The sequence below is a fragment of the Micromonospora sp. L32 genome (assembly GCF_052068055.1).
GTDB classification, from domain to species: Bacteria; Actinomycetota; Actinomycetes; order Mycobacteriales; family Micromonosporaceae; genus Micromonospora; species Micromonospora purpureochromogenes.
Genome location: NZ_JBQHDD010000007.1, coordinates 407565 through 432310 on the forward strand (window position 1 = coordinate 407565; position 24746 = coordinate 432310).

The 24746-nt window shown below is 74.9% G+C and carries 25 protein-coding genes and 1 pseudogene; 13 read left to right on the forward strand and 13 right to left on the reverse strand.

Translation table 11 applies throughout. The features are described from left to right. Positions 1-63: 63 nt before the first annotated feature. The 4 genes and pseudogenes from ACTMTB_RS21395 to ACTMTB_RS21410 all read right to left on the reverse strand — a co-directional run bounded on the left by ACTMTB_RS21395 (position 64) and on the right by ACTMTB_RS21410 (position 4579). Complete coding sequence (locus tag ACTMTB_RS21395) at positions 64-777, reverse strand: HAD family hydrolase (RefSeq protein WP_441148048.1); 714 nt, start codon at positions 775-777, stop codon at positions 64-66. Next, positions 774-2180: an IS607 family element RNA-guided endonuclease TnpB gene (gene tnpB / locus ACTMTB_RS21400; RefSeq protein WP_441148135.1), complete on the reverse strand. Its 1407-nt coding sequence runs from the start codon at positions 2178-2180 to the stop codon at positions 774-776. Before tnpB ends, ACTMTB_RS21395 begins: the two co-directional genes overlap by 4 nt. Positions 2181-2182: 2 nt before the next feature. Continuing rightward, a pseudogene (locus ACTMTB_RS21405) lies at positions 2183-2359 on the reverse strand (IS607 family transposase); the annotation flags it as partial. 93 nt (positions 2360-2452) lie between these two features. Beyond that, entirely contained in the window at positions 2453-4579 is a 2127-nt protein-coding gene (locus ACTMTB_RS21410) for an ATP-binding SpoIIE family protein phosphatase (RefSeq protein WP_441148049.1), read from the reverse strand. A gap of 202 nt (positions 4580-4781) precedes the next feature. Between ACTMTB_RS21410 and ACTMTB_RS21415 the strand changes: the two genes are divergently transcribed. Further along, a complete protein-coding gene (locus ACTMTB_RS21415) occupies positions 4782-5657 on the forward strand; it encodes a mechanosensitive ion channel family protein (protein ID WP_350796623.1) in 876 nt (291 codons plus the stop codon). Positions 5658-5725: 68 nt separating this feature from the next. Here the strand turns inward: ACTMTB_RS21415 and ACTMTB_RS21420 are convergent, their stop codons facing one another. After that, positions 5726-6094, reverse strand: a complete 369-nt coding sequence (locus tag ACTMTB_RS21420; protein ID WP_280837231.1) for a DUF6401 family natural product biosynthesis protein — start codon at positions 6092-6094, stop codon at positions 5726-5728. A gap of 165 nt (positions 6095-6259) precedes the next feature. On the opposite strand from ACTMTB_RS21420, the gene ACTMTB_RS21425 reads away from it, so the two are divergent. Beyond that, entirely contained in the window at positions 6260-6721 is a 462-nt protein-coding gene (locus ACTMTB_RS21425; RefSeq protein ID WP_441148050.1) for a hypothetical protein, read from the forward strand. Between the two features lie 142 nt (positions 6722-6863). Here the strand turns inward: ACTMTB_RS21425 and ACTMTB_RS21430 are convergent, their stop codons facing one another. Next, a complete protein-coding gene (locus ACTMTB_RS21430; RefSeq protein WP_280837228.1) occupies positions 6864-7073 on the reverse strand; it encodes a hypothetical protein in 210 nt (69 codons plus the stop codon). Positions 7074-7235: 162 nt separating this feature from the next. Between ACTMTB_RS21430 and ACTMTB_RS21435 the strand changes: the two genes are divergently transcribed. Then, positions 7236-8075 carry an MFS transporter gene (locus ACTMTB_RS21435; protein WP_441148051.1) on the forward strand — a complete coding sequence of 280 codons (840 nt, stop codon included), beginning with the start codon at positions 7236-7238 and terminating at the stop codon, positions 8073-8075. Positions 8076-8169: 94 nt separating this feature from the next. Here the strand turns inward: ACTMTB_RS21435 and ACTMTB_RS21440 are convergent, their stop codons facing one another. The 4 genes from ACTMTB_RS21440 to ACTMTB_RS21455 form a co-directional block, all read right to left on the reverse strand. Further along, the gene (locus ACTMTB_RS21440) at positions 8170-8430 is read right to left on the reverse strand and encodes a hypothetical protein (RefSeq protein ID WP_441148052.1); all 261 of its coding nucleotides are present in this window, start codon (positions 8428-8430) and stop codon (positions 8170-8172) included. 140 nt (positions 8431-8570) lie between these two features. Next, positions 8571-9032, reverse strand: a complete 462-nt coding sequence (locus ACTMTB_RS21445) for an SRPBCC family protein (protein WP_154938296.1) — start codon at positions 9030-9032, stop codon at positions 8571-8573. 52 nt (positions 9033-9084) lie between these two features. Beyond that, entirely contained in the window at positions 9085-9501 is a 417-nt protein-coding gene (locus tag ACTMTB_RS21450) for a DUF2795 domain-containing protein (protein WP_210777383.1), read from the reverse strand. A gap of 58 nt (positions 9502-9559) precedes the next feature. Beyond that, positions 9560-10543: a YihY/virulence factor BrkB family protein gene (locus ACTMTB_RS21455; protein WP_441148053.1), complete on the reverse strand. Its 984-nt coding sequence runs from the start codon at positions 10541-10543 to the stop codon at positions 9560-9562. A 146-nt stretch (positions 10544-10689) separates the two neighbouring features. Here ACTMTB_RS21455 and ACTMTB_RS21460 point away from each other — a divergent pair, with 146 nt between their 5' ends. After that, positions 10690-11112, forward strand: coding sequence for a ChaB family protein (locus ACTMTB_RS21460; protein ID WP_441148054.1), 423 nt, complete (start codon positions 10690-10692; stop codon positions 11110-11112). 60 nt (positions 11113-11172) lie between these two features. Here the strand turns inward: ACTMTB_RS21460 and ACTMTB_RS21465 are convergent, their stop codons facing one another. Beyond that, positions 11173-12606: an aldehyde dehydrogenase family protein gene (locus ACTMTB_RS21465; RefSeq protein ID WP_441148055.1), complete on the reverse strand. Its 1434-nt coding sequence runs from the start codon at positions 12604-12606 to the stop codon at positions 11173-11175. 72 nt (positions 12607-12678) lie between these two features. Between ACTMTB_RS21465 and ACTMTB_RS21470 the strand changes: the two genes are divergently transcribed. Beyond that, entirely contained in the window at positions 12679-14283 is a 1605-nt protein-coding gene (locus ACTMTB_RS21470; RefSeq protein ID WP_441148056.1) for a phytoene desaturase family protein, read from the forward strand. A 132-nt stretch (positions 14284-14415) separates the two neighbouring features. Here the strand turns inward: ACTMTB_RS21470 and ACTMTB_RS21475 are convergent, their stop codons facing one another. Both ACTMTB_RS21475 and ACTMTB_RS21480 read right to left on the reverse strand, forming a co-directional pair. Then, complete coding sequence (locus ACTMTB_RS21475) at positions 14416-15183, reverse strand: polyprenol monophosphomannose synthase (protein WP_441148057.1); 768 nt, start codon at positions 15181-15183, stop codon at positions 14416-14418. 82 nt (positions 15184-15265) lie between these two features. Beyond that, positions 15266-15706, reverse strand: a complete 441-nt coding sequence (locus ACTMTB_RS21480) for an SRPBCC family protein (RefSeq protein WP_441148058.1) — start codon at positions 15704-15706, stop codon at positions 15266-15268. Positions 15707-15914: 208 nt separating this feature from the next. Here ACTMTB_RS21480 and ACTMTB_RS21485 point away from each other — a divergent pair, with 208 nt between their 5' ends. Genes ACTMTB_RS21485 through ACTMTB_RS21520 form a run of 8 tightly spaced genes read left to right on the forward strand, consistent with a single transcriptional unit; the run spans position 15915 to position 24588 of the window. Next, positions 15915-17615 (forward strand): HAD-IIIA family hydrolase, encoded by a 1701-nt coding sequence (locus ACTMTB_RS21485; protein WP_441148059.1) that lies wholly within the window; start codon positions 15915-15917, stop codon positions 17613-17615. Then, entirely contained in the window at positions 17612-18586 is a 975-nt protein-coding gene (locus ACTMTB_RS21490) for a glycosyltransferase (protein WP_441148060.1), read from the forward strand. The genes ACTMTB_RS21485 and ACTMTB_RS21490 overlap by 4 nt, the downstream gene beginning before the upstream one ends. Then, positions 18571-19788 (forward strand): glycosyltransferase, encoded by a 1218-nt coding sequence (locus tag ACTMTB_RS21495; protein WP_441148061.1) that lies wholly within the window; start codon positions 18571-18573, stop codon positions 19786-19788. Before ACTMTB_RS21490 ends, ACTMTB_RS21495 begins: the two co-directional genes overlap by 16 nt. Next, the gene (locus tag ACTMTB_RS21500; protein WP_441148062.1) at positions 19788-20480 is read left to right on the forward strand and encodes a D-sedoheptulose-7-phosphate isomerase; all 693 of its coding nucleotides are present in this window, start codon (positions 19788-19790) and stop codon (positions 20478-20480) included. Before ACTMTB_RS21495 ends, ACTMTB_RS21500 begins: the two co-directional genes overlap by 1 nt. A gap of 11 nt (positions 20481-20491) precedes the next feature. Continuing rightward, positions 20492-21988 (forward strand): PfkB family carbohydrate kinase, encoded by a 1497-nt coding sequence (locus ACTMTB_RS21505; RefSeq protein ID WP_441148063.1) that lies wholly within the window; start codon positions 20492-20494, stop codon positions 21986-21988. Further along, positions 21985-22683, forward strand: coding sequence for an SDR family oxidoreductase (locus ACTMTB_RS21510; RefSeq protein ID WP_441148064.1), 699 nt, complete (start codon positions 21985-21987; stop codon positions 22681-22683). Before ACTMTB_RS21505 ends, ACTMTB_RS21510 begins: the two co-directional genes overlap by 4 nt. Beyond that, positions 22680-23621, forward strand: coding sequence for a glycosyltransferase family 9 protein (locus ACTMTB_RS21515; RefSeq protein ID WP_441148065.1), 942 nt, complete (start codon positions 22680-22682; stop codon positions 23619-23621). The genes ACTMTB_RS21510 and ACTMTB_RS21515 overlap by 4 nt, the downstream gene beginning before the upstream one ends. Continuing rightward, positions 23605-24588, forward strand: coding sequence for a DNA topoisomerase IB (locus ACTMTB_RS21520; RefSeq protein ID WP_441148066.1), 984 nt, complete (start codon positions 23605-23607; stop codon positions 24586-24588). The genes ACTMTB_RS21515 and ACTMTB_RS21520 overlap by 17 nt, the downstream gene beginning before the upstream one ends. Positions 24589-24746: the final 158 nt, after the last annotated feature.

Sequence of the window (24746 nt, forward strand, 5' to 3'; positions counted from 1 at the left end):
CACCTCTCGCACCTCGCCCGCGCCCGCGCGCGAGGTGGGGACTGTGCCCCGTGCTCCGGGGAGCTAAGCCTCGGTGTCCGGCTTGTCCCGCGGTGACGTCCGCCTCGGTGTGACGAGGGGGGAGTCGGCCAACGCGGCCAGCAGTGCCGCCGGGTCGTCGTAGACGGCGACCGCGCCCGCCCCGGCCAGCTCACCCCGGCTGGTGCCGCCGCAGGTCAGCCCGATGCAGGGGATGTCGAGCCTGGCGGCGGCGGCGACGTCCCAGACCGAGTCGCCGACGAAGACCACCCGCCGGGCGTCCAGGCCGGCCTGCTCCAGGGCGGCCACCAGGATGTCCGGCGCCGGCTTGCTCTGCTGCGCGTCGGCGGACGAGGTGACGGTGTCGACCGCGTCGTCGGCGTCCAGCGCGGCGCGCAACGCGCCGACCTCGTGCTCGGCGGCGGAGGTGGCGAGCACCACCCGCAGGCCCCGGGCGGCACAGGCGCGCAGCAGCTCCGCCGCGCCGGGCAGCGGGGCGAGGCGCTCCCAGTACTCGGCGAAGAGGCTGTCGTGCGCGTCGCGCAGCTTGCCGTCGGCGGCCCGATCCCGTTCCGGGCCGAGCAGGTGGTCCAGGAGCTTGTCCGAGCCCATCCCGATGGACCGGTGGATCAGCGACATCGGCACCCGGTGCTCGGCCTGCCGCAGCGCCTCCCACCAGCTCACCGTGTGCAGGTAGGTGGTGTCGACCAGCGTGCCGTCGACGTCGAAGAGGACGCCGGAGGGACTCTCTGCGCTCATGGGCGTCCTCCTACCGTTACCGTTCCGTGGGCTTTGCTGAGTACACGGTTGGTAGTCCCGCCTTGCGGTGGGACGGTCCCGGTCTGACCCGCTTTCGCGGTGCCGGGTAGACGCTTCGCAGCCACCAGCCCCGCAAGCAAGGTCTTACGGTCGGCTCCACGTCCGTTTGACGACTCCCGGCCACTCCGGGCGTCGGCAACCTCGCGCGCCAGGGCGGTGAGGTTGAGCGCGGCGTTCAAGTCTCGGTCGAGGATGAGGCCGCAGGCGGTGCAGGCGTAGGTTCGCTCGGACAGGGCCAGCTTGGTTTTCACCGCGCCGCAGCCCGAACACGTCTTGGAGGATGGATACCAGCGGTCGGCAGTGACCAGCCGACCTCCATTCCATTCGGTCTTGTAGGCGAGCTGCCGTCGCAGTTCGCCGAAGCCGGCATCGGCGATGTGCCGGGCCAGACGGCGGTTGCGCAGCATCCCGGCGACGTTGAGGTCTTCGACAACGACGGTGCCGTGCTCCCGTGTCAGTCGGGTGGTGAACTGGTGCAGGCCGTTACGCCGCAGGTTCGCCACGCGGGCGTTAGTACGGGCGAGCGCATCCTGGGCACGTACCCACCGCTTTGATCCTGCTCGGTGCACCCGTCGGTCGGGGGTTACGCAGCGGGTCACCGCGCGGGCGAGGCGCCGCATCCGCCGCGACGCGGCCACGAGGTGGTGCGGGTTGGGGATCTGCTCGCCGGTGGACAGCACCGCGAGGTGCTTCACGCCGAGGTCTACGCCGACTACCGAGCCAGCCCGGGCGGGGATGCAGGTGGCACGCTGCACCTCGCAGGTCAACGACACGAACCAGCGCCTGCCCTCGCGTCGCAGCGTCGCGGACAGGATCCGCGCGCTGCCTGCCTCCACCCGCCGAGCCAGCTTACGAGCCGACTCGTGCAAGCGCAGCGCACCCAGCCGGGGAAGGGTGATATGCCGCCGGTCGGCCTCGACGCGGATTACGCCGGTGGTAAATCGAACAGTCGGCGCACTGCGGCGGCGCGACTTTAACCGGGGAAAGCCAACGAGGCGCCCCTTGCGCGCGCCCTTACGTGAGTCGCCCCAGTTCTTCAACGCTCGAGCCAGGGCGTCGAGTCCGGTGTTGAACGCCTCCTTGGAGCATTCCCGCCACCACGGCGCAACCTCATCCTTGCTGGCGTTCCACGCCTTGCGCAGGGCTGGCAGCGTCCACCCGATCGCCGGGGTGAGCAGTTCATCGGGCACGCCGTAGAAGCGTTCGGCGGCGCGCTGGTCCATCACCGCTTTCACCCGGGCGAGGGCCCAATTGTGCGCCACCCGGGCCGCCCCGGCGTGCGCCAGCACCGCGCGTTCCTGCCGTGGAGTCAGGTCGAGCGCGTAGCGGTACGCCTGCATCATCTTCACGGCGGCTCGCCCGACTCGGCGGCGGCGTTGATCGCCCGCCACGCGCGGCTGGTCGGTGCACTGTCGCCGTGCAGGCGAGCGCACAGCGAGGTGAGGATCTCCGTCACGTCGCGCACCAGGTCGTCGTCGACCCCGGACGGATCCACGACCAGCAGCCGTCGACCCTGCGCCAGATTCACGCAAGACACCATAGCGCTCCAGGTGACACCAAAGGGCTCGACAAGCTCGCTCCTGGCACCCCGTTCGGGCGGCCCTGACGCCCGTGCTCACCCCGCCGGGATGAGGATCTCGAACCAGACCGTCGAACCACGGACCGTGGGGTCGGTGCCCCAGGCGTCGGAGAGCTGCTCGATCAGGCCGAGGCCCCGGCCCCGGCTGCTCAACGTGTCGGTCTGCGCCCGGGTCACGGTGCCCCGGGTGCCCGAGTCGGCGACCGACACCAGCAGCCGCTCCGGGCTCAGGTCGATCTCCACCCGGGCGGCCGTGCCGGCGTGCAGCAGCGCGTTGGTGGTCAGCTCGCTGGTGCACAGCACCGCCGCGCCGATCACCGCCTCCGGCACCCGCCAGTCGGTCAGCTGCGCGGTCAGCCAGTGCCGCACCCGGCTCGGCGCGGTCGGCTCGGCCGGCATCTCCATGCTCGCCGAGCGGCTCGGCTTCCGCGCGTGCTCCACCGCCAGCACCGCGACGTCGTCCTCGGTCGCCCCCTCCACCGCTCCGGTGGCCACCGCGCAGAGCGCGCGCGGGTCGCCGCTGGCCGCGTCGGCCACCGCCGTGACCAGCACGTCCAGCCCCGCGGTGAGGCTCTGCCGCCGCCGCTCGACCACCCCGTCGCTGTACAGCAGCAGGGTGTCCCCGGGCTGGAACGGCACGGTCGCGGTACGCGGCCGGCAGCCCAGCCCCAGCGGGGCGCCCGCCGGCAGCTCGACGAAGGCGGCCGTCGCCGAGCCGTCGGGGTGGCAGCGCCGGATCAGCGGCGGCGGATGCCCGGCGCTGGCCAGGGTGATCTCGCCGCGGTCGGCGTCCACCACGCCGAAGACCACGGTGACGAAGAGTTCCTGGGTGCCGGTCTCGGTGCCGAGGCTGGCCACCAGCCGGTCCAGCCCGGTGAGCACGGCGTCCGGGCGCGGGTCGGCCAGCGCCAGGGCGCGCAGCGCCGCCCGTACCTGGCCCATCCGGGCCGCCGCCTGCACGTCGTGGCCGGCGACGTCGCCGAGGACCACGCCCAGGTCGCCGGTGGGCAGCACGAAGGCGTCGTAGAAGTCACCGCCGGCGGCGTTGCCGTCGACGCCCGGGTCGTAGCGGGCGGCGATGCGCAGCCGGGGCAGCGCCGGCAGCCGCTCCGGCAGCATGCTGCGTTGCAGCAGCTGGGCGGTGCCGTGCTGGGTCTCGAACCGGCGGGCCCGCTCGGCCGCCTGGCCGACCAGTTCCGCGGAGGCGGCCAGCAACGCCCGCTCCGCCGCAGACCAGCCGTGCGGCGTCCGGTAGCCGACGGCGAGGCCGCCGCGGATCACCGAGGAGCGCAGCGGCAGCGCGGCCAGCGAGCGGATCTTCTGGTCGTGCCGGTCGATCGCGCTCGCCCGCAGCGGTTCACCGTCGCCGACGAAGTACGGCACGCCGCTGCGCGCGGTCACCACCACCGGGAAGGGGGAGTCCGCGGCGGTGGGCCGCCACAGCGGAGGCAGCCGCTCGTCGGCCTCGTCGAGCAGTTCGCCCCGGATCCGCCGGACCATCCGCCAGCCGGGGCCGTCGTCGACGGCGAAGGTCACCCGGTCGGCGTCGAAGGAGTGCAGCGCGTAGCGCAGGGTCACCCGGGCCACGTCGTCGAGGGTGAGCGTGCCGGAGAGCGCGGCGGCGAAGTCGCTGAGGCTCTGCAACTGCTGGGTGAGCTGGGTGGTCTGCGCCGCCACGGTGAACACGCCGACGATCCGGCCGGTGCTGTCGCGTACCGGCGAGTGGCCGCGGGTGAAGACGGCGTGGTCGCCGGTGGCGGCCAGGTGCCGGTCGACCGGCAGCATCGACTCCCGCTGGAGGAAGGACTCGCCCCGCCGGTAGGCCCGTTCGATCACGTCGCCCACCCCGGGGGTGTGCCAGAGGTCCGCGAAGACCTCGCCGGCGGGCCGGCCGAGGGCGTCCGGGTGCCGGTCCCCGATCAGCTCGGAGTAGCCCTGGTTGTAGAGCAGCACGAACTCGTCGCCGTAGTAGAGCGCCATCGGCACCGGCGAGGAGAGGATCACGTCGACCAGGGCGCGGACCGCCGGGTCCCACCGCTGCGGCGGCCCGAGCGGGGTGCCCGCCCAGGGGTGGGCGAGCACGGTCGCCGTCACCTGCGAGACCGGGGCCGGTCCGGGGGCGGCGGGTGGTGGCGTGGGGACTCGCCCGACCGTGCCTGGCATGTCACGCAGCCTAGCCGGAGCGTCGCGCAGAGGTTTGGATCATGCCTCCCGACCGTGCCGGACGGCCCCGGGCGCGGTGATGTTAGGGCAGGTCAGGAGGTCTTTCGGGGGATATGTCGGGAAATTGATCCTGGGTGTCGCGGCGTGCACCCTGAGCGACCGGGTATCCGGCCGGCGCAGTCCATGCGACAGGAGGGACATCATGCCGGAAACCCTTGCGGTCAGGCAGGCCGACATCGGCGACGCCGTGGCCGACATGTGGAGGTCGGTGCTGCTCTTCATCCCGAGGGCGATCGCGTTCATCGCGATCCTCGTGGTGGGCTGGATCATCGCCCGAGCGGTACTCAAAATCGTGGACAAGGTACTGGAACGGGTGGGGTTCGACCGGGCGGTCGAACGGGGTGGCATCAAACGGGCACTGGAACGCACGAAGTACGACGCCAGTGACATCCTGGCCAAGCTCGCGTACTACGCGGTCCTGCTGTTCACCCTGCAGTTCGCCTTCGGGGTGTGGGGACCCAACGCGATCAGTGACCTGATCCGGGGCGTCGTGGCCTGGCTGCCGCGCGCGTTCGTGGCGATCGTCATCGTGGTCGTGGCGGCCGCGATCGCCAACGCCGTCCGGGACCTGGTCACCGGCGCGCTGGGCGGCCTCTCGTACGGCCGGATCCTCGGCGACCTGACGGCGGTCTTCATCCTGGCGCTCGGCATCATCGCCGCGCTGAACCAGGTGGGCGTCGCCACCACGGTGACCACGCCGGTGCTGATCGCGGTGCTCGCCACGGTGGCCGGCATCCTGATCGTCGGCGTCGGCGGTGGTCTGGTGAAGCCGATGCAGAGCCGCTGGGACCGATGGCTGGACCGGATGGCCGAGGAGTCGCGGGCGATCCAGGTGCACCGCCAGGCCCAGGCGGCCGGGCGGGGCGACATGAGCCGTCAGATGGCCGATCGGGGCGCCGAGCGCGTTCAGCCGATGGCGAGCGCCGAGGAGGCCAGGGCGGCGGCCGGGGGCCGGGGTACGTACCAGTCCGGCAACGTGGGCGAGGAGACCCAGCAGTTCCGCCGTCCGGGGACCTGAGTCGGAGGCGTACCGGTGGAGGGGGTCCGTGCGTGGCGCGGACGCCCCTCCGTCGTCTCCGGAGTGGGTCAGGCCGCTTCGAGGTGGCGCGGGTCGAGCGTGCGGGCCAGCGCGCAGACCGCCAGCAGGCGGATGCGCAGCCAGTCCGGCTCGGTCCAGTCGATCGTGCCGGTGGGCAGGGTCAGGCCGTGCTCCAGCGCGGCCGCCCGCAGCCCGTCGGCGTAGCCGACCAGCGCCGCCGGGGTCAGCCGCCGCCGGTCGCCGTCGAGGCTGTCGCGTACCGCGGCCGCGTGCTGGTCGACCATCGCGAGCAGGCCGGGGTTGGCGGCCGCCGCGGCGAGGCCGGAGACGCCGACCGAGGCGCTGAGCAGGGCGAGGGCGGACCGCGCCGCGCTCGCGGCGGTCCGGGTCGCGACCTGGGAGTACGGCAGACGCATGGGGACCGAGGGTAGTCACCCGGCGGCCCGGGCGGCCTCGGCCGCTCGGCCGGTCCCGGGTCCTCTTCCGGTCGGCCGCCCTCCTCCGCCGGGATTGACCCGGCGGAGCGTGGGCAGAAGGAGAACCGCGCGCGAATGGGCGCAGCCGGCACCTTGGAGGGACGGATGGGACAGCACGACGACGGCCCGGACCAGCAGCACCGCCGGCCGGACGGCGTGACCGACGAGACGGTGGCCGCGCTGGGCAAGCTCAGCGAGGCGCTGGAGACGGTGGAGCGGGCGCGCGGGCACCTCTACTCGCTGCACCAGTTGATCGGGCACGCCGACCTGATGCTCGACGACGCGGTCGCGCAGTTGCGGGCCGCCGGCCACGAGGACCTCGCGGAGCGGGTCCGCACCGAGCTGCTCGGCCGCAACGTGATCGCCGGTCGGTGGACGTTCCAGATCGTCGAGGACTTCGACGACAACTACTACGCGGTCTTCCGCGAGCTGGACCGCGCCGCCCGGGACCAGCTGGTGGACGGCCGCCGCCATCTCTACGAGGCGGAGATGAAGGAGCGGCGGCGGACCCGGGGCCGACCCGGGCACGAGGCCCGCCCCGCCGAGCCCGGCTCACCCCGGGACTGACGCGAACAGCACCGTCCCACCGCGTACGCCCTGCACCGGGTCGGCCCGGCCAGGCCGTCGACCGGCCCGCAGCGCAACGTCCCCGACCCGACCCCGTGACCCCGGCTGCGCGGGTGTCGCGGGGCCGCCCGTCAGGTGGGTGTCAGTCGGACGGCGCGTCGGCCGGCCGGCGACGGCTGGTGTCGTCGGCGATGATGACGGTCGCCACCATGAGCGCGACGCAGAGGCTGAACAGCCAGGAGTCGTCGGCGACCAGCTTGGCCGAGACCGGGGCCTGGAGCGCGGCGAGCAGAAAGCCGAGCCAGGCCAGACGCCGCTGACGTGGGGTGAGGAAGCCGGAGCCCTGTTGCATCCCGAAAGTCTGACGCGGCGCCCCCCGGTTGCCGTCACCCGATCGGCCGATTCTGGATGGGCTGTCCGCATTCCTGCCCGTCCGGGCGTTGCTTTTTGCCGGTTCGGGGGAAGTCGTCGCCGGCCGGAAGCGTTCTCGGCGGGTACGGCAGGATGGCCCCCCGTGTCCGTCACCCCGCCCCGCGCCTCCCTGCTCCTGCTCGCCTACCTCGCCTTCGTCAGCCTCGGCCTGCCCGACGGGCTGATCGGGGTCGACTGGCCGTCGATCCGCGCCGACTTCGGGGTACCGACGGAGGCAGTCGGGCTGGTGCTCACCGCGGGCACCGTCGGCTATCTGACCTCCAGCGTGCTCGCCGGCTTCACCCTGGCCCGACTCGGCGTCGGTCGGCTGCTGGCCGGCAGCACGGTACTGGCCAGCCTGGCGCTCACCGGGTACGCCTCGACGCCGGAGCTGGCCCTGATGATCGGTTGTGCGCTGGTCCTCGGGCTCGGTTCGGGCGCCGTCGACTCCGGGCTCAACGCACTGTTCCACGCGCAGCACGGAGGGAATCCCCGTCCTTCAGGGCAGGGAGAACGTCAATGGGGGAGCCTCTTCGCTTGGGGGCGGGTCGTGCAGGGCGTGGCCGCCGAGCGCCTCGGCGTCGGTCGGGTGCTGCGGGGCAGCCTGCTCGGCATGACGGCCGGCGCCCTGCTGATCGCGCTGCCCGCTCCGGCCTGGGTGGCCCTGGCCGGCCTGGTCCTGGTGGGCTTCGCCGCCGCGCCGGTCTACCCGCTGCTCACCCTCGCCACCCCGGAGCGGGTCGGCGCGGCGCACGCGGACCGCGCCATCGGCGTCCAGATCGGGACCGCCGGGCTCGGCGCGGCGCTGATCCCCGGCGGGCTCGGGGTGCTGTTCGGGCACACCTCGGTGGCGTTGCTGGGGCCGGCACTGACCGTGCCGGCGGTGCTGCTGCTGCTCCTGCACGCCCTCGCCGGGCGCAGACCGGGGGCCGCCACGGGGTGAGCCGACCAGCCGCAGCACCGGGACAGGCTCGCGCGGCCCGGCAGTGCCTTCGACCCCCGGGGCACCGACGTCGTCCCGCCCGGGGCCCCGCCGGTCACATCGTGTCGGGGCCGGTCCGGCCGGTGGTGGAGGGGCGGTACGCCCGCTCGGAGTCGGTCATCTCGCGCCGCTCGGCTTCCCCGGCACCCCGGTCCGCCGCTTCCGGCCCGTGACCGAAGGCGGCCTCCTCGCCGGCGTCGTTGCCGGTGACGTCGTCGCTCTGCCCGTCGAGCGTGGAGCGGGCGATCGCCCGGTCCAGCTCCCTCAGCGGGATCTTCTGCTCGTCTCGCCACACGCTGTCGTCGTTCTCCGTCATTCCTTGGCGGTACCCGGGGCTGATGATCGCAAACGGCCGCGCCCACTCGTCGGGCCCGGCGACGGCACCCGGAACCGGACACGGCGATGGCCGCCGGATTCTCCGGCGGCCATCGGACGGGTGAGGTGCGGGGGAGAGGATCACGGCTGCGGGCGGTCGACCTTGCCCCGCCAGGCGCCGGTCTCCTGACCGCGGCGCTCGATGAACTGCTTGAACCGCTCCAGGTCGCCCTTGGCACGCCGGTCCACCACACCCAGCTTGTCGCCGGCCTTCTCCACCACGCCGTGCGGCTCGAAGTCCATCTGGAGGGTGACCCGCGTCCTGCCCTCGTCGAGCCGGTGGAAGGTGACCACGCCGGCCTGCTGGGTGCCGCCGGTCGACTTCCAGGCCACCCGCTCGTCGGGGAGCTGCTCGGTGATCTCGGCGTCGAACTCACGCTTGACCCCGGCAATCTCGACGGTCCAGTGGGTCATCGTGTCCGTCAGCTGCCGGACCTCCTGCACCCCCTCCATGAAGTGGGGGAACTCCTCGAACTGGGTCCACTGGTCGTACGCGGTGCGGATCGGGACGGAGACGTCCACGTGCTCGGTAACGCCGCTCATGAAGATTCCTCCTCTGGCCGCCGGTGTTCGTCCGGATCGTGGGCCGATCCGGTCACCAGCGGGTCGTCTCGTTCTTGTGACCGAGTGCGGCCCACACCTCGGAAACGGTGCGGTACCGCGTACCGTCGGGCAGCCGCTCCAGATCCTCGATGAGGTCGGCGGGCGCCTGGTTCTCGCGGGCGTTGGCGATCAGCGTCTCGCGGTCGCCCGGCAGGGCACTCATCGTGATGAACCGCCCGAGCCGGCTGCGGTCCTCGACGTCCCGAGAGCTCATCCCCTTCGGGGCGCCGCTGCGCAGCTCACCCGCCGGCGCCGTGGTGGTACCCGGCTGATCCTCGCCGGCCGGCTCGGCTTCGCGGAACTCCTCGGCGCGCGAGCCCCCGGTGCCCGGGCCCTGGACCAGGCCGGCGACCTCCTGGCTCATCTGCTCGTCGAGCCTCGGTCCGTGCTTGCTGCTGCCACGTTCCAGTTCCATGCCTTGGTGCTACCCCTGGCGGCCCCCGGGAAACGCCGAACCCGGCACGCGGTCACGAATCGGCGGGGGCCTTCGGAAGCAGGACCGGCTCGCCCGGATCCTCCGCCCCCGCCTGGAGCACCCGGCCCCGTTGCAGCTCGGCGTTGATCTGCACGCCGAACATCAGCGCACAGTTGGACAGGTAGAGCCAGACCAGGAAGGCGATGACCGCGCCCAGGCTGCCGTACGTCACGTCGTAGGAGCCGAAGTTCGCGACGTACAGGCCGAAACCGGCGGAGGCGACGATCCAGGAGAGCAGGGCCACCGCCCCGCCGGGGGTCAGCCAGCGGAACCTCGGCTGCCGGACGTTCGGGGCGATCCAGAACAGCAGGGACAGCAGCGTCATCATCACCAGCGCCAGCACCGGCCACTTGGCCACGCTCCACACCGTGCGGGCCAACCCGCCGGCGCCGAGCAGGTCGCCCACCGCGTCGGTCACCGGCCCGCTGACGATCAGGCCGAGCGCCACCACGGCGAGCAGGACCAGCGACACGGCCGCCAGGCCGATCTGCATCGGGCGCAACCGGTAGAACGGCCGCCCCTCCTCGACCCCGTAGATCGCGTTGGAGGCCCGGGTGAACGCGCCGATGAACCCGGACGCCGACCAGAGCGCGCCGAGCAGACCGAAGCTGAGCAGCACCTCCGCCCCGCTCTGCTGGTCGACCACGGTGCGCACCACCGACACGAAACCGTCGTTGGCGACCACCGAGCCGGCGCCGATGTCGCGGGCCAGCCCCAGCACCGTGTCGACGGTGCGCTCGCCGTCGGAGACCAGGCCGACGAGGGCGACCACCACCACGGTGGCGGGGAAGAGCGCGAGGACGCCGTAGTAGGTCAGCGCCGCCGCCCAGTCCGCGCAGTTGTCCTTGACGAAGTTGCGCCCGCTGCGCACCAGCGCCCCGCGCCAGGTGGACCAGCTCAGCTGGCGTACCCGGCGGGGGACCCGCAGGCCGTCCCGGCCACCGGCGACCGCGGTCGGCTCCGTCGTCGCTGCCATCTCCCGCTCCCGTCCCCGCCGGCGCACCCGCACCCGCTGGCCCCGCCGGTACCCGGTGCCGGAAATCGACAAACCCGGCGGGTGAGTTTGCCGATGAGGGCCCGGGGAACCGTCCATACGCAGACATCGACGCGGAGGAGGACGAGATGCCCGGGCGCGAGGTACTGCCCAGCACGCTGCGGCGCTCCCCGGACAAGGCGAAGCGCACCTGGGAGAAGACGCACGACTCGGCGGTGGAGACGTACGGCGAGGGCGAGCGGGCGCACCGCACCGCGTTCGCCGCGGTCAAGCACGAGTTCGAGAAGGTCGGCGACCACTGGGAGCCGAAGGGACGCAAGGGACCCAGCGACCGCCAGGCGCAGGGTGGCGGACCGGCCCGACGGGCTCCCACGGCGGGCGGCGTGGACGCCAACGCCAAGAAGGAGCACCTGATGGAGGTGGCCAAGAAGCTGGACGTACCCGGCCGGTCCCGGATGACCAAGCCGGAACTGGTCAAGGCGATCCAGAAGGCGAACCTTCGGCAGACCACGGAGGCCCGCGAGAAGTCCAAGGCGCGCAGCGGTCGCTGAGCGGGGGGTACGACGCACGGGAGCCCGGGACCGCACGGTCCCGGGCTCCCGCGTTCCCGCTCACCAGTGGCCGCCGCCCGGGGCCTCCAGGTGCACCGTCTTCACCGTGCTGAACTCGTCGAGCAGCTCCGGGCCGTACCCGAAGCCCTGGCCGCTGCCGCGGCGCGGCTGCGCGGCGCCGCCCGGCGCCCCGCCGAACACCGCGTTCACCTTGACGGTGCCCACCGGCAGCTCCCGCCAGGCCCGCTGCGCGTGGCTCATCGAGGCGGTGAGCACCGTGCCGGCCAGCCCGTACGGGGAGTCGGCGGCGCAGCGCAACGCCTCGCTGAACGAGTCCACCACCACCACGGGCGCCACCGGCCCGAACGTCTCCTCGCGGACCAGCGTCATCTCGTGCCGGCAACCGGTGACCACCGTCGCCGGGTAGAACGCCCCCGGCCCCTCCGGCAGCACACCCCCGGTGCGCAACGTCGCCCCCTCGGCCACCGCCGCGGTCACCTGGCCGTGCACGTGGTCGCGGTGCCGCCGGTCCACCAGCGGGCCGAGCTCGGTCTCCGGGTCCCGGCCCGGGCCGACCCGCAGTGCCTCCGCCCGGTCGACCAGCGCGTCGACGAAGTCCTCGGCCACGTCCCGGTGCACGTAGATCCGCTCGACGGCGACGCAGATCTGGCCGGCGTTGGCGAACGAACCGATCGCCGCCTGCCCGGCCGCCCAGACCGGGTCCAGCCCGGCGTCGACGATCAGCGGGTCGCTGCCGCCGTTCTCCAGCAGCGCCTTCGCGCCTGTCCGGGCGCAGGCCGCCGCGATGGCCCGGCCGGTGGTGGTGGAGCCCACGTGGGCCACCACGTCCACCTCCTGCGCGGCCAGCGCCGCGCCCACCTCGCCACCGCCGGTCAGCAGGGACAGCACCCCGGCCGGCAGCGCGCCGTCGAGGACCCGGGCCAGCAGCCACCCGGTGGCCGGGGTCCGTTCGCTCGGCTTGTACAGCACCACGTTGCCGGTCACCAGGGCCGCGCCGAGCAGCCCGCAGGAGACCGCCACCGGATCGTTCCACGGGGTGATCGCGGCGACCACCCCGCGCGGCTCCGGCGCCATGAAGTCGATGGCGTGCGTGCCGCCGTGCAGCGTCCGCCCGCCCCGCACCGGCCCCAGCTCGGCGTACTGTCGCAGCGTGCCGATGCCCGCCTCCACGCCGCCCCGGGCGTCGGCGAGTGGCTTGCCCATCTCCGCCGTCGTCGCCTCGGCCAGTTCGTCCGCCGCCGCGGCCAGCGCGTCCGCGGCCCGGTGCAGCGCCGCCGCCCGCTCCGCCGGGGCCGTCGCCGCCCACTCCGCCGCCGCGCCCCGGGCCGCCTCGACCGCCTTGGCCACCTCGTCCGCCGTCGCCACCGGTACGGTGCTGACCGGCGTGCCGTCGGCGGGATCGTGCACGACCAGTTCACCGCCCGCACCGCCCGCGCCCCACACTCCACCGATGAGCTGTTCAACCCTGTACATGCGGCAGTGGATGCCCCGGTCCCGGCAAGGCAAACGCGTTTCGCCCGGTTGCTGGCCGGGTAGGCGGATCGGATGACCGGGACCGGCATCGAGACCGCGGACGCCGTCGTCATCGGCGCCGGGCACAACGGACTGGTGGCCGCCAACCTGCTCGCCGACGCCGGTTGGGACGTGCTGGTCCTGGAGGCCACCGGCGCCCCCGGCGGGGCGGTCCGGTCCGCCGAGGTGACCGCCCCCGGCTACCTGAGCGACCTCTACAGCTCCTTCTACCCCCTCGGCTACGCCTCGCCGGTGCTGCGCCGGCTCGGCCTCGACGCGTACGGGCTGGCCTGGACGCACGCGCCCGACGTGCTGGCGCACGTGCTGCCGGACGGCCGGGCGGCGGTGCTCAACCGCGACCCCGACCGCAGCGCCGCGTCGATGGAGGCGTTCGCGCCGGGCGACGGGCAGCGCTGGCTCGACACGTACGACGACTGGCGGACGATCTCCCGTCCCCTGGTGAACGCGCTGTTCACCCCCTTCCCGCCGGTCCGCGACGGGCTGGAGCTGCTGGGCCGGCTGCGCACCGCCGGGGCGCTGCGGCTGGCCCGCCGGCTGGTGCTGCCGAGCCGGCAGTTCGGCCACGAGGTGTTCCGGGGCGAGGGCGCGCCCGCGCTGATGGCCAGCTGCGCCCTGCACACCGACCTGTCGCCCGACGACGCCGGCTCCGGCATCTACGGCTGGCTGCTCGCCATGCTCGGCCAGGAGGTCGGCTGGCCGGTGCCGGTGGGCGGCGCGCAGCGGATCACCGACGCGCTGGTGGCGCGGCTGATCGCCAAGGGCGGCCGGATCACCTACTCCGCCCGGGTGGACCGGGTGCTCGTCGCCCGGGGCCGGGCGATGGGCGTACGGACCGAGGGCGGCGCCACCTGGCGGGCCCGTCGGGCGGTGCTGGCCGACGTGCCGGCGCCGGCGCTCTACCTGGACCTGGTCGGCGCGGCCCGGCTGCCGCCCCGGCTGGTCGAGGACCTCGACCACTTCCGCTGGGACGGGTCGACGGTGAAGGTCGACTGGGCGCTGGACGGGCCGATGCCGTGGACCAACCCGCAGGTCGCCGGGGCGGGCACCGTGCACCTGGCCACGGACGTCGACGGGCTCACCCGCTACGCGGCGGACCTGGCCTGCGGGCAGCTGCCGGAGGACCCGTTCCTGCTGGTCGGGCAGATGACCACCGCCGACGCGAGCCGGTCACCGGCCGGCACGGAGTCGCTCTGGTCGTACACCCACCTGCCGTTCCGACGGGACTGGCGGGCCGAGGACGTGGCCGCGCACGTGGACCGGATGGAGGCGGTGCTGGAGCGCTACGCCCCCGGCTTCAAGGCCCTGGTCCGGGGCCGCTTCGTGGCCGGCCCGGCCGATCTGGAGGAGCGCAACCCGAGCCTGGTCGGCGGCTCGGTGGGCGGCGGCACGGCCGCCGCGTACCAGCAGCTCTTCCTGCGTCCGGTGCCCGGGCTCGGCCGGCCGGACACCCCGGTCGACCGGCTCTACCTGGCCAGCGCCTCGGCCAACCCGGGTGGCGGGGTGCACGGCGCGCCGGGCGCGAACGCGGCGCAGGCGGCGCTGAGCCGCAACCGCACCCTCACCGGCGGCCTGTACGCCCGGGCGATCGGCGCCGCCCACCGCGCGGTCTACCGCTGACCCGGCGCGGCTGCCCCTGCCGGAGACAAGCGACCTGCCCGAGCGGCATTCGCATGCCCCTCGGACAGGTCGCTCACGACGGTGTCCGCCGCACCCGTCACGCCGCGTGACGATGCGGGTGCGACGGGTGGGTCAGCGCTCCAGGTTGCGGTGCCGGGTACGCAGCTTGAACGGCATCAGCGCGCTCTCCACCTTGGTGGCGGTGGTCATCTTCGAGTCGCCGTCGCGGCGCTCCTCGAAGCGGATCGGCACCTCCAGGATGGTGTGCCCCAGCTTGGTGGCCAGGTAGTGCATCTCGACCTGGAAGCTGTACCCGTTGGACTGCACCCGCTCCAGGCCGATGTCGCGCAGCGCGTCCGCCCGCCAGATCTTGAAGCCGGCGGTGAGGTCACGGATCCGCACCCGCAGCAGGGTGTGCACGTAGAGGTTCGCCCAGCCGCTGAGCGCGCGGCGGTAGAGCGGCCAGTTCTCGTCCAGCTCGCCACCGGGCACGTACCGGGAGCCGATCACCACGCCGGCCTGGGTGGAGAGCAGCGCGCCGAGCATGCCCGGCAGCGCCTCCGGCGGGTGGGACAGGTCGGCGTCCATCTGCGCCACGTAGTCGGCCCCGCCGTCGAGCGCCCGGCCGATCCCGTCGACGTACGCTCGGCCCAGGCCCTCCTTGCCGGCCCGGTGCACGACCTGGATCCGGTCGGGGTGCTCGATGGCCAGCTTGTCGGCCACCTCGCCGGTGCCGTCCGGGGAGTTGTCGTCCGCCACCAGCATCTTGAGGCCGGGCAGCGGCAGGGCGAGGAGCCGCTCGACCAGCGCCGGGAGGTTGCCCGCCTCGTTGTAGGTGGGGACCACGACGGTCAGGCGTGCTTCCCGCCACGGCGAGGGCAGCTCCACGGGTTCGATCATGACGGACATCCTCTGGTTGCCGACGGTTTTCCCCCAAAGGGTAGCCAGTGCCCCGTCGGGCCCCGTCGAGGCTCCCCGCCCCTCAGCTCTCCGCGGCCTCGTCCGCCTTCTGGCGGGTGGCGATGTCGGAGAGCCGCCGCAGGGTCTCCTTGTTGCGCTGGTGCAGGACCAGGTCGTTGAGCTTGTTGCGGATCCAGCGCAGCGGCCCGGCGGCGAAGTCCTCGCCGATCCGCACCCGGGTGGCGTCGGTGCCGACCGGTTCGAGGGTGAACACCACGATCGCCTCACCGGCCGGCCAGAGCCCGGCCTTGATGACCATCTTGTGCGGCGGCTCGCAGGCCAGCACGGTCGAGGAGTCATGCAACGAGAGCGGCCACGGCCCGGCCTTGTGGTGCAGTTGGCTGCCCACCCGCGGCCAGGTGTCGTCGACGTCCCGCACGTGCACGGTCCCGACCACCCAGTCGCTGTACGTCCACCCGTCCGCCAGCACGTCGAACACCCGCTGCGGGGGCGCGTCGATCACTTTCTCCACAATCGCCACTGACGTCCAGTACCCCGACGACGACCGGGGCTAACCGGCGGGGCGGACCGGGCGTTAGCTTCTCCGGGGCGACGGGTAAGGCCGGGTCGGCGAGCCCCGCGCGGCCGGGACGGCGACGAGCCGTACCGCCCGGTAGATGATGTTTACTCCCCGGGGCTCCGGGAACCCGCCGCCCGTGCGACGGGACCAGATGGAGCCGGATCAGCGCAGGTCAGGCCGGGTCGACCCGGCCGTCGACCGGGCCGTGATCCGGCCGGTCCTGTTCGACGCGGTGCTGCTGGACCGGGACGGCACCCTGGTCGAGGACGTGCCGTACAACGGTGACCCGGAGAAGGTGCGGCCGATGCCGGGCGCGCGGGCGGCGCTGGACCGGTTGCGCGCGGCCGGCCTGCGCCTCGGCGTGGTGACCAACCAGTCCGGGCTGGCGAAGGGGTTGTTCACCGCCGCGCAGATGCGGGCGGTGCACGCCCGGATCGAGGCCCTGCTCGGCCCGTTCGACACCTGGCAGGTCTGCCCGCACGACGACGGCGACGGCTGCGCCTGCCGCAAACCCGCCCCCGGCCTGGTCCACCGGGCCGCCGCCGCGCTGGGCACCACGCCCGCCCGGTGCGTGCTGGTCGGCGACATCGGCCGGGACATGACCGCCGCGCTCGCCGCCGGCGCCACCGGCCTGCTGGTCCCCACCCCGGTCACCCGGCCCGAGGAGGTGGCCGCCGCCCCGCACGTCGCCCGCGACCTGCCGGCGGCCATCGAGGAGATCCTGCGGCGGCAGGCCGCGCTGCGCCCGAGCGCGCCCCGCCGGGCCGGCACCGTGCTGGTCGTCCGCAGCGATTCCGCCGGCGACGTGCTGGTCACCGGCCCGGCCGTCCGCGCCGTCGCCGCCGGCGCCGACCGGGTCGTCCTGCTGCACGGGCCCCGCGGTCGGCACGCCGCCGCCCTGCTGCCCGGCGTCGACGAACTCGTCGAATGGCCGCTGCCCTGGATCGACGGCGACCCCGCCCCGGTCGACCCGGACGACATCCGCCGGCTCACCGACCGCCTCGCCGGGGTGCGCGCCGACGAGGCGGTGGTCTTCACCTCCTTCCACCAGTCACCGCTCCCGCTCGCGCTGCTGCTGCGGATGGCCGGCGTGCCCCGGGTCAGCGCGATCAGCGACGACTACCCGGGCGCGCTGCTCGACGTCCGGCACCGGGTGCCCGACGGGCTGCCCGAGCCCGAGCGGGCGCTCTCGCTGGCCGCGGCCGCCGGCTTCCCGCTCCCGGCCGCCGACGACCCGGCGCTGCGCATCCGCACCGACGGCCTGCCGCCCACGCCGGCCCGCCTCGGCCGGCCCGGCTACGTGGTGCTGCACCCCGGCTCGGCGGTGCAGACCCGGGCCTGCCCGCCCGAGCTGGCCGCCCGGATCGTCCGGGTGCTCACCGCGGCCGGCCACCGGGTGGCGGTCACCGGCGGCCCGGACGAGACGGAGCTGACCGCCCGGGTGGCCGGCGACACCGGCGTCGACCTGGGCGGGCGGACCGGTCTGGCGGAGCTCGCCGCCGTGCTGGCCGACGCCGGCGCGCTGGTGGTCGGCAACACCGGCCCGGCGCACCTGGCCGCCGCGCTGGGCGTGCCGGTGGTGAGCCTCTTCGCCCCCACCGTCCCGTTCGGACAGTGGGGGCCGTACCGGGTGCCGGCGGTACGCCTCGGCGACGCCGCCGCGCCCTGCCGGGGCACCCGGGCCACCCGCTGCCCGGTGCCCGGCCACCCCTGCCTGTCCGCCGTCGAGCCGGACCACGTCCTGGCGGCGGTACGCCTGCTCGGGGTACCCGCCGACGCGCCCCCGCCGGGCGCGGCGCCGGCCACCGTCGGCATCGATCCGGTGATCGCCGGCGGCGGGAGCGCCCGATGAACATCCTGGTGTGGCACGTGCACGGCTCCTGGACCACCTCGTTCGTGCACGGCAAGCACCGCTACCTGGTGCCGGTCACCCCCGACCGCGGCCCGTACGGGCTGGGTCGGGCCCGCACCTATCCCTGGCCGGACAGCGCGGTGGAGGTCACGCCGCAGCAGCTGCGCCGGGAGGAGGTCGACGTGGTGCTGCTGCAACGGCCCGAGGAGATGGACCTGGCCTGCGACTGGCTGGGCCGGCGGGCCGGCCGGGACCTGCCGGCGATCTACGTCGAGCACAACACCCCCAAGGGCGACGTGCCCAACACCCGCCACCCGATGGCTGACCGGGACGACCTGCTGCTCACCCACGTCACCCACTTCAACGAGCTGTTCTGGGACAACGGCGGCACCCGCACCGCCGTGGTCGAGCACGGGGTGGTCCCGCCGGCGGTGCAGTGGACCGGCGAGCTGGACCGGCTCGCCGTCGTCATCAACGAGCCGGTACGCCGCTGGCGGGTCACCGGCACCGACCTGCTGTCCCGCTTCGCCGAGATCGCCCCGCTGGACGTGTTCGGCATGAAGGTCGCCGGGCTCGCGGAACACCTCGGCCTCCCGGCCGACCGGCTGGCCAGCCACGACGACGTGCCGCAGCACCGGATGCACGCCGAGCTGGCCCGGCGGCGGGCGTACCTGCACCTGTGCCGGTGGACGTCGCTGGGGCTGAGCCTGATCGAGGCCATGACGATGGGCATGCCGGTCGTCGCGCTGGCCACCACCGAGGCCGTCGAGGCCGTGCCGCCCGGGGCCGGCGCCCTTTCCACCCGGGTGGACGCGCTGCTGGAGGCCGCGGGGCGGTTCGTCACGCAACCCGCCGAGGCCCGCCGCGCCGGCGCCGAGGCGCGCACCGCCGCCCGGGCCCGCTACGGCCTGGACCGTTTCCTCGCCGACTGGGACCGCCTGCTGGAGGAGGAAGTATGCGCATCGCGATGATCTCCGAGCACGCCAGCCCGCTCGCCGTCCTGGGCGGTGAGGATGCCGGTGGGCAGAACACCCACGTCGCGGAGCTCTCCGCCGCGCTGGCGGCCGCCGGGCACGACGTCCGGGTCTACACCCGACGCGACGCGGTCGACCTGCCGGTCACCGTCCGCGCCCCGCACGGGTACGACGTGGTGCACGTGCCGGCCGGCCCGGCCGAGCCGTTGGCCAAGGACGCGCTGCTGCCGCACATGAAGGAGTTCAGCGGCTGGCTGGTGGAACGGTGGCGCGGCGGCGACTGGGTGCCCGAGGTGATCCACGCGCACTTCTGGATGAGCGGGCTCGCCGCGCTGGCCGCCAGCCGGCAGACCGGGGTGCCGGTGGTGCAGACGTACCACGCGCTCGGCACGGTCAAGCGGCGCTACCAGGGCGTGCAGGACACCAGCCCGGCGCGGCGGATCGCGTACGAGCGGGAGCTGGGCCGCGCGGTCGACCGGGTGGTCGCGCAGTGCCAGGACGAGGTGGGCGAGCTGGTCCGCCTCGGCGTCCCGCGCTCGCGGATGACCGTCGTGCCGTCCGGGGTCAACCTCGCCAGCTTCGCCCCGCTCGGCCCGGCCGTCGAGCGGGAGCCCGACCGGCCCCGGATCCTCACCGTCGGGCGGCTGGTGGAACGCAAGGGCTTCCAGACCGTCATCCGGGCGATGGCCCTGGTGCCCGACGCCGAGTGCGTGGTGGTGGGCGGCCCGCCGGCCGGCCTGCTGGAGACCGACCCGTACGCCCGCCGGCTGCGCGCCCTCGCCACCACCTGCGGGGTGGCCGACCGGGTCAGGCTGGTCGGCGCGGTGCCCCGGGAGGAGATGGGGCGCTGGTACCGCTCCGCCGACGTGCTGGTCGCCGCCCCCTGGTACGAGCCGTTCGGGCTCACCCCGCTGGAGGCGATGGCCTGCGGCGTGCCCGTGGTCGGCACCGCCGTGGGCGGGATCAAGGACACCGTGGTCGACGGGGTGACCGGGGACCTGGTCCCGGCCCGGGACCCCCGGGCCCTGGGCACGGCGATCCAGCGCCTGCTCGACGACCGGATCCGCCGCTTCGGGTACGCCACCGCGGCGCTGCAACGGGCCCGGCGCAGCTACTCCTGGTCGACCACCGCCGAGCGGCTGGCCGAGCTGTACGGCGAGGTGGCCGCCGTGCGCCGGCCGACCCGGGTGGTCGCCTGATGACCACGGCCACCGAAGGGCTGCTGGACGCGCACCTCACCCTGCTGGCCGAGGCGCTGCTGCCGTTCCGGTCCGCGGAGCAGCAGCTCGCCCGCTGGGGCACCGAGCTGGCCGCCACGCTGGCCGGCGGGGGCCGGCTGCTGGTCGCCGGCAACGGCGGCAGCGCGGCCGAGGCCCAGCACCTCACCGCCGAGCTGGTCGGCAAGCTCCGCGACGACCGGCAGCCGCTGTCGGCCATCGCGCTGCACGCGGAGACCTCCGCGATGACCGCGATCGGCAACGACTACGGCTACGACGAGGTCTTCGCCCGCCAGGTCCGCGCGCACGGCCGGGAGAACGACATCCTGCTGCTGATGTCCACCAGCGGGGCCAGCGCCAACCTGCTGGCCGCCGCCCGCGCCGGCCGGGAGGTCGGGCTGCGCTGCTGGGCGTTCACCGGCCCGGCGCCCAACCCGCTCGCCGACGCCTGCCACGAGACGCTCGCCATCGCCTCGCCCGAGAGCCAGGTGGTGCAGGAGCTGCACCTGGTCTCCACCCACGTGCTCTGCGAGTACGTCGACCGGGCCCTGCCGGCCGCGCTGGCGGTGACCGGGACGGCCGGCCCCGCCCCCGTCGAACGGCCCACCGCGCCGGTGCGCGCCGGCGTCGAGGTGGTGCTCGACGGCGGCGACCGGCGGGTGGAGGCGGGATGAGGAGGCCGGCCGTGCGGGGACCCCTGGTGGTCATCGGCGACACCCTGCTGGACCGCGACGTCGAGGGCGTGGTGAACCGGCTCTGCCCCGACTCGCCCGTACCGGTGCTCGACGAGACGACGTACGCCGACCGCCCTGGCGGCGCCGGCCTGGCCGCGGTCTTCGCCGCCGCCCAGGGCGCCGGCGAGGTGGCGTTGGTGACGGCGCTCGCCGACGACGCCGGCGGCGCCCGGCTCAGCTGCCTGCTCAGCGCCGCCGGCGTGCAGGTGTACGCGCTGCCGCTGCCCGGCGCCACCGCCGAGAAGATCCGGCTGCGGGCCCGCGGCCGGGTGCTGCTGCGCCACGACCGGGGTGGGTCGGCCGCCGACCCCGGGCCGCCGAGCGAGGCGGTGCTCCGGCTGATCGCCGAGGCGTCCGCCGTGCTGGTCAGCGACTACGGCCGGGGCGTCGCCCGGCAGCCCGCGCTGCGCGCGGCGCTCGCCGCGACCCGCGCGCCGGTGGTCTGGGACCCGCACCCGCGCGGACCGGCGGCGGTGCCCGGGGTCACCCTGGCCACCCCGAACGAGGCGGAGGTACGCGACCTGACCGAGGTCCCGCCGGGCTCGTCCCGGCTGGCCACCGCCTCCCGGGGCGCGCAGGGGCTGCGCGAGCGGTGGCGGGCCGGCGCGGTGGCGGTGACCCTGGGCGGCGACGGCGCGCTGCTCTGCCACGCCGGCGCCACCCCGCTGGTGGTCGCCGCCCCGGTCAACGCCGAGGGGGACACCTGCGGGGCCGGGGACCGGTTCGCCTCGGCGGCCAGCCTCGCGCTGGCCCGGGGCGCGCTGGTCTCCGAGGCGGTGCAGGAGGCGGTGGCGGAGGCGTCGGCGTACGTGGCCGGCGGGGGAGTGGCGGCCGCGCTGCCGCCCGAGGTCCGCGCCGCCGCGCCGGCGCCACTGGGCGGCGGCGGGGAGCGGATCGGGGCCGCCGCGGCGGGTGCGGTGGTGGCCGAGGTACGCGCCGACGGCGGCACCGTGGTCGCCACCGGCGGCTGCTTCGACCTGCTGCACGCCGGGCACGTGGCGACCCTGCAGGCCGCCCGGCAGCTCGGCGACTGCCTGATCGTCTGCCTCAACTCCGACGCCAGCGTCGCCGGGCTGAAGGGGCCGGACCGCCCGGTCGTGCCGCAGGGCGACCGTAGCCGGCTGCTCGCGGCGCTGAGCTGCGTCGACGCGGTGCTGGTCTTCGACGAGTCCACCCCGGACGCGGTGCTGAGCTGGCTGCGCCCGGACATCTGGGTCAAGGGTGGCGACTACGCCACCGGCGGCGGCGACCCGGCGAGCCTGCCGGAGGCCGAGGCGCTGCGCCGCTGGGGCGGGCACTCGGTGGTGGTGCCGTACCTGGACGGACGCTCCACCACCGACATGATCGCGGCGGCCCGCGGTGAGCGCCCCGGGGCGTACCGTGTCGCACCCACCGGCGCCGTCAGGGCCGCCGGTGCGCAGCGTCCGACGGCGGAGGGAGCGCGATGAGCAGTGTACCGGGTGCCGGCCCGATCGTCCTGGTCACCGGCGGATCGAGCGGGCTCGGCGCGGCGGTGGTCACCGCGGTGGCCCGGGCCGGCGGGCGGCCGCTGGTGCTGGACCGGCAGCGCCCCGGTGACGGGGTGCCCTGGGTCGAGTGCGACCTGGCCGACACCCGGGCCGCCGAGGAGGCCACCCGGCAGCTGGCGGAGCGTTCCGGCGGCCTCGACGCGGTGGTCACCGCCGCCGGCACCGACGTGCCCGGCAAGCTCGCCGACGTGCCCCGGGAGACCTGGGAACGGATCGTCGCGGTCGACCTGCTCGCCACGGTGGCGGTGGTCCGCGCGGCGCTGCCGTACCTGGAGGCGTCCCGGGGCGGGATCGTCACGGTGGCCTCCACCCTCGGGGTGAAGGCGGTCAGCGACGCCACCGCGTACTGCGCGGCGAAGTTCGGGGTGGTCGGCTTCACCCGGGCGCTCGCCGCCGAACTCGCCGGCCGGGTGAACGTGACGCTGCTGATTCCCGGCGGGATGCGCACCGCCTTCTTCGACGCGCGTGACCCGCAGTACCGGCCCGGCCCGGAGGCCAAGCTCAACGACCCGGCCGACACCGCCGCCGCGGTGATGTTCGCCCTCTCCCAGCCGCCCGGCTGCGCGGTACGCGAGATGGTGGTCTGCGCCGAGCAGGAGACCTCGTACCCGTGATCCTCGTGCTCCGCGCCCTCGGCGTGGGCGACCTGGCCACGGCGGTGCCGGCGCTGCGCGCGTTGCGGGCCGCGTACCCCGACCGGGAGCTGGCGCTGGCGGCGCCGGCCTGGCTCGGGCCGCTGGTCGACCTGGTCGGCGGCGTCGACCGGCTGGTGCCCACCGACGGCCTCGGCTCCCCGCCGTGGCCGCCCCCGCCGGTCGCGGTCAACCTGCACGGGCGCGGGCCCGACTCGCACCGGATGCTGGCCGGCGCGGGCCGGCTGCTGGCGTTCCGCTGCCCCGAGGCCGGCCACCCGGACGGCCCGCGGTGGCGTCCCGGGGAGCACGAGGTGCACCGCTGGTGCCGCCTGCTGGCCTGGTACGGCATCCCCGCCGACCCCGGCGACCTCGCCCTACGCCGGCCGGCGGCGGACCGGACACCGACCGGGGTCACGGTCGTCCACCCGGGCAGCAAGATCCCCGAGAAGCGCTGGCCGGCAGCGCGCTTCGCCGCGCTGGCCCGGACCCTCGCCGAGCGCGGCCACCGGGTGGTGGTGACCGGCTCGGCCGACGAGCGGGAGCTGGCGCGCCAGGTGGCCGCCGGGGCGAATCTGCCCGACCCCGCCGTCCTGGCCGGCCGGACCGACCTGGGCGAGCTGGCCGCGCTGGTCGCCCACGCCCGCCTGGTGGTCAGCGGCGACACCGGGGTCGGCCACCTCGCCACCGCCTACGCCACCCCGTCCGTGCTGCTCTTCGGCCCGGTCCCGCCGGGCGAGTGGGGCCCGCCGCCGGACCGGCCCCGGCACCGGGCGCTGTGGAGCGGCGCCCGGGATTGGCCGGACCGGCCCGGGGTAGGAAGCCACCCGACGTTGGCGGCCCTGCCCGTGGACCGGGTGCTGGCCGCCGTGAACGAGGCCGAAGAGGCGGTGCGGGTCTCCGGTGCGATTGCGGCGTAGTGATCCGGGCCGGGCGGGGTACGGGCGCCGCCGGGCCGGCAAGGGCTGGGTGTTCCTCGACCCCCGGGGCGAGCCGGTCCGCGACCCCGAGGAACTGTCCCGGCTGCGCGAGCTGGTCATCCCGCCCGCCTGGCAGGACGTCTGGATCTCGCCGTACCCGAACGGGCACATCCAGGCGACCGGCGTCGACGCGGCCGGCCGCAAGCAGTACCTCTACCACCCGGAGTGGCGGCGCAAGCGCGACGAGGCGAAGTTCGACCACGTGCTGGAGGTCGCCCACCGGTTGCCGGTGCTGCGCGCGCGGATCGCCGACGACCTGGGCCGGCAGGGCCTGAACCGGGACCGGGTGCTGGCCACCGTCGCCCGGCTGCTGGACATGGGGATGTTCCGGGTCGGCAACGACCAGTACGCGGTCGGCGAGGACGCCACCTTCGGGGTCTCCACCCTGCGCCCCGAGCACGCCCGCTCCCGGGGCGGGTGCGTGGTCTTCGAGTTCCCCGCCAAGGGCGGCATCGAGCAGGTCCGCCGGATCGAGGACGCGGAGCTGTGCCAGGTGCTGACCAACCTGCGCCGGCGGCGGCGGACGGAGGACCGCCTCTTCGGCTACTGGGACGGGCGGCAGTGGCGCGACGTGCGCAGCGACGAGGTCAACGAGTACCTGCGCGACGCCAGCGGCGGCGAGATGACCGCCAAGGACTTCCGCACCTGGCACGCGACGGTGCTCGCGGCGACGGAACTGGCCACCGTGGGCGTGCAGCGGTCCGCCACCGCCCGGAAGAAGGCGGTCGCCGGGGTGATGAAGGAGGTCGCCGAGCTGCTGGGCAACACCCCCACGGTGGCCCGGACGTCCTACGTGGATCCCCGGGTGGTCGACCTCTACCACGACGGGGTGGTGGCGCCGGTCCGGCCGGACACCCCGAAGCCCGAGGCCGAGCGGACGGTCCTGGAGTTGCTGGAGGAGGCCTGACCGGCCCCGTCGTCGGTCCTGGGGGGAAGAGCGACGGGGCCGGAGTCGGTGTGGCCGGGTGGCGGGCCGTCCGCGCGGCAACCGGGGCGGCCGCCCGTGACAAGGAGGTCACGGGCGCCACCACGGTCCCCCGTTATCGGTGGCCGGCACGGGCCTGC

Coding starts and splice junctions, on each gene's coding strand:
- ACTMTB_RS21395 (WP_441148048.1), bottom strand. CDS start 777: ATGAGCGCAGAGAGTCCCTCCGGCGTCCTCTTCGACGTCGACGGCACG.
- tnpB (WP_441148135.1), bottom strand. CDS start 2,180: ATGATGCAGGCGTACCGCTACGCGCTCGACCTGACTCCACGGCAGGAA.
- ACTMTB_RS21410 (WP_441148049.1), bottom strand. CDS start 4,579: ATGCCAGGCACGGTCGGGCGAGTCCCCACGCCACCACCCGCCGCCCCC.
- ACTMTB_RS21415 (WP_350796623.1), top strand. CDS start 4,782: ATGCCGGAAACCCTTGCGGTCAGGCAGGCCGACATCGGCGACGCCGTG.
- ACTMTB_RS21420 (WP_280837231.1), bottom strand. CDS start 6,094: ATGCGTCTGCCGTACTCCCAGGTCGCGACCCGGACCGCCGCGAGCGCG.
- ACTMTB_RS21425 (WP_441148050.1), top strand. CDS start 6,260: ATGGGACAGCACGACGACGGCCCGGACCAGCAGCACCGCCGGCCGGAC.
- ACTMTB_RS21430 (WP_280837228.1), bottom strand. CDS start 7,073: ATGCAACAGGGCTCCGGCTTCCTCACCCCACGTCAGCGGCGTCTGGCC.
- ACTMTB_RS21440 (WP_441148052.1), bottom strand. CDS start 8,430: ATGACGGAGAACGACGACAGCGTGTGGCGAGACGAGCAGAAGATCCCG.
- ACTMTB_RS21445 (WP_154938296.1), bottom strand. CDS start 9,032: ATGAGCGGCGTTACCGAGCACGTGGACGTCTCCGTCCCGATCCGCACC.
- ACTMTB_RS21455 (WP_441148053.1), bottom strand. CDS start 10,543: ATGGCAGCGACGACGGAGCCGACCGCGGTCGCCGGTGGCCGGGACGGC.
- ACTMTB_RS21460 (WP_441148054.1), top strand. CDS start 10,690: ATGCCCGGGCGCGAGGTACTGCCCAGCACGCTGCGGCGCTCCCCGGAC.
- ACTMTB_RS21465 (WP_441148055.1), bottom strand. CDS start 12,606: ATGTACAGGGTTGAACAGCTCATCGGTGGAGTGTGGGGCGCGGGCGGT.
- ACTMTB_RS21470 (WP_441148056.1), top strand. CDS start 12,679: ATGACCGGGACCGGCATCGAGACCGCGGACGCCGTCGTCATCGGCGCC.
- ACTMTB_RS21475 (WP_441148057.1), bottom strand. CDS start 15,183: ATGATCGAACCCGTGGAGCTGCCCTCGCCGTGGCGGGAAGCACGCCTG.
- ACTMTB_RS21485 (WP_441148059.1), top strand. CDS start 15,915: ATGGAGCCGGATCAGCGCAGGTCAGGCCGGGTCGACCCGGCCGTCGAC.
- ACTMTB_RS21490 (WP_441148060.1), top strand. CDS start 17,612: ATGAACATCCTGGTGTGGCACGTGCACGGCTCCTGGACCACCTCGTTC.
- ACTMTB_RS21495 (WP_441148061.1), top strand. CDS start 18,571: ATGCGCATCGCGATGATCTCCGAGCACGCCAGCCCGCTCGCCGTCCTG.
- ACTMTB_RS21500 (WP_441148062.1), top strand. CDS start 19,788: ATGACCACGGCCACCGAAGGGCTGCTGGACGCGCACCTCACCCTGCTG.
- ACTMTB_RS21510 (WP_441148064.1), top strand. CDS start 21,985: ATGAGCAGTGTACCGGGTGCCGGCCCGATCGTCCTGGTCACCGGCGGA.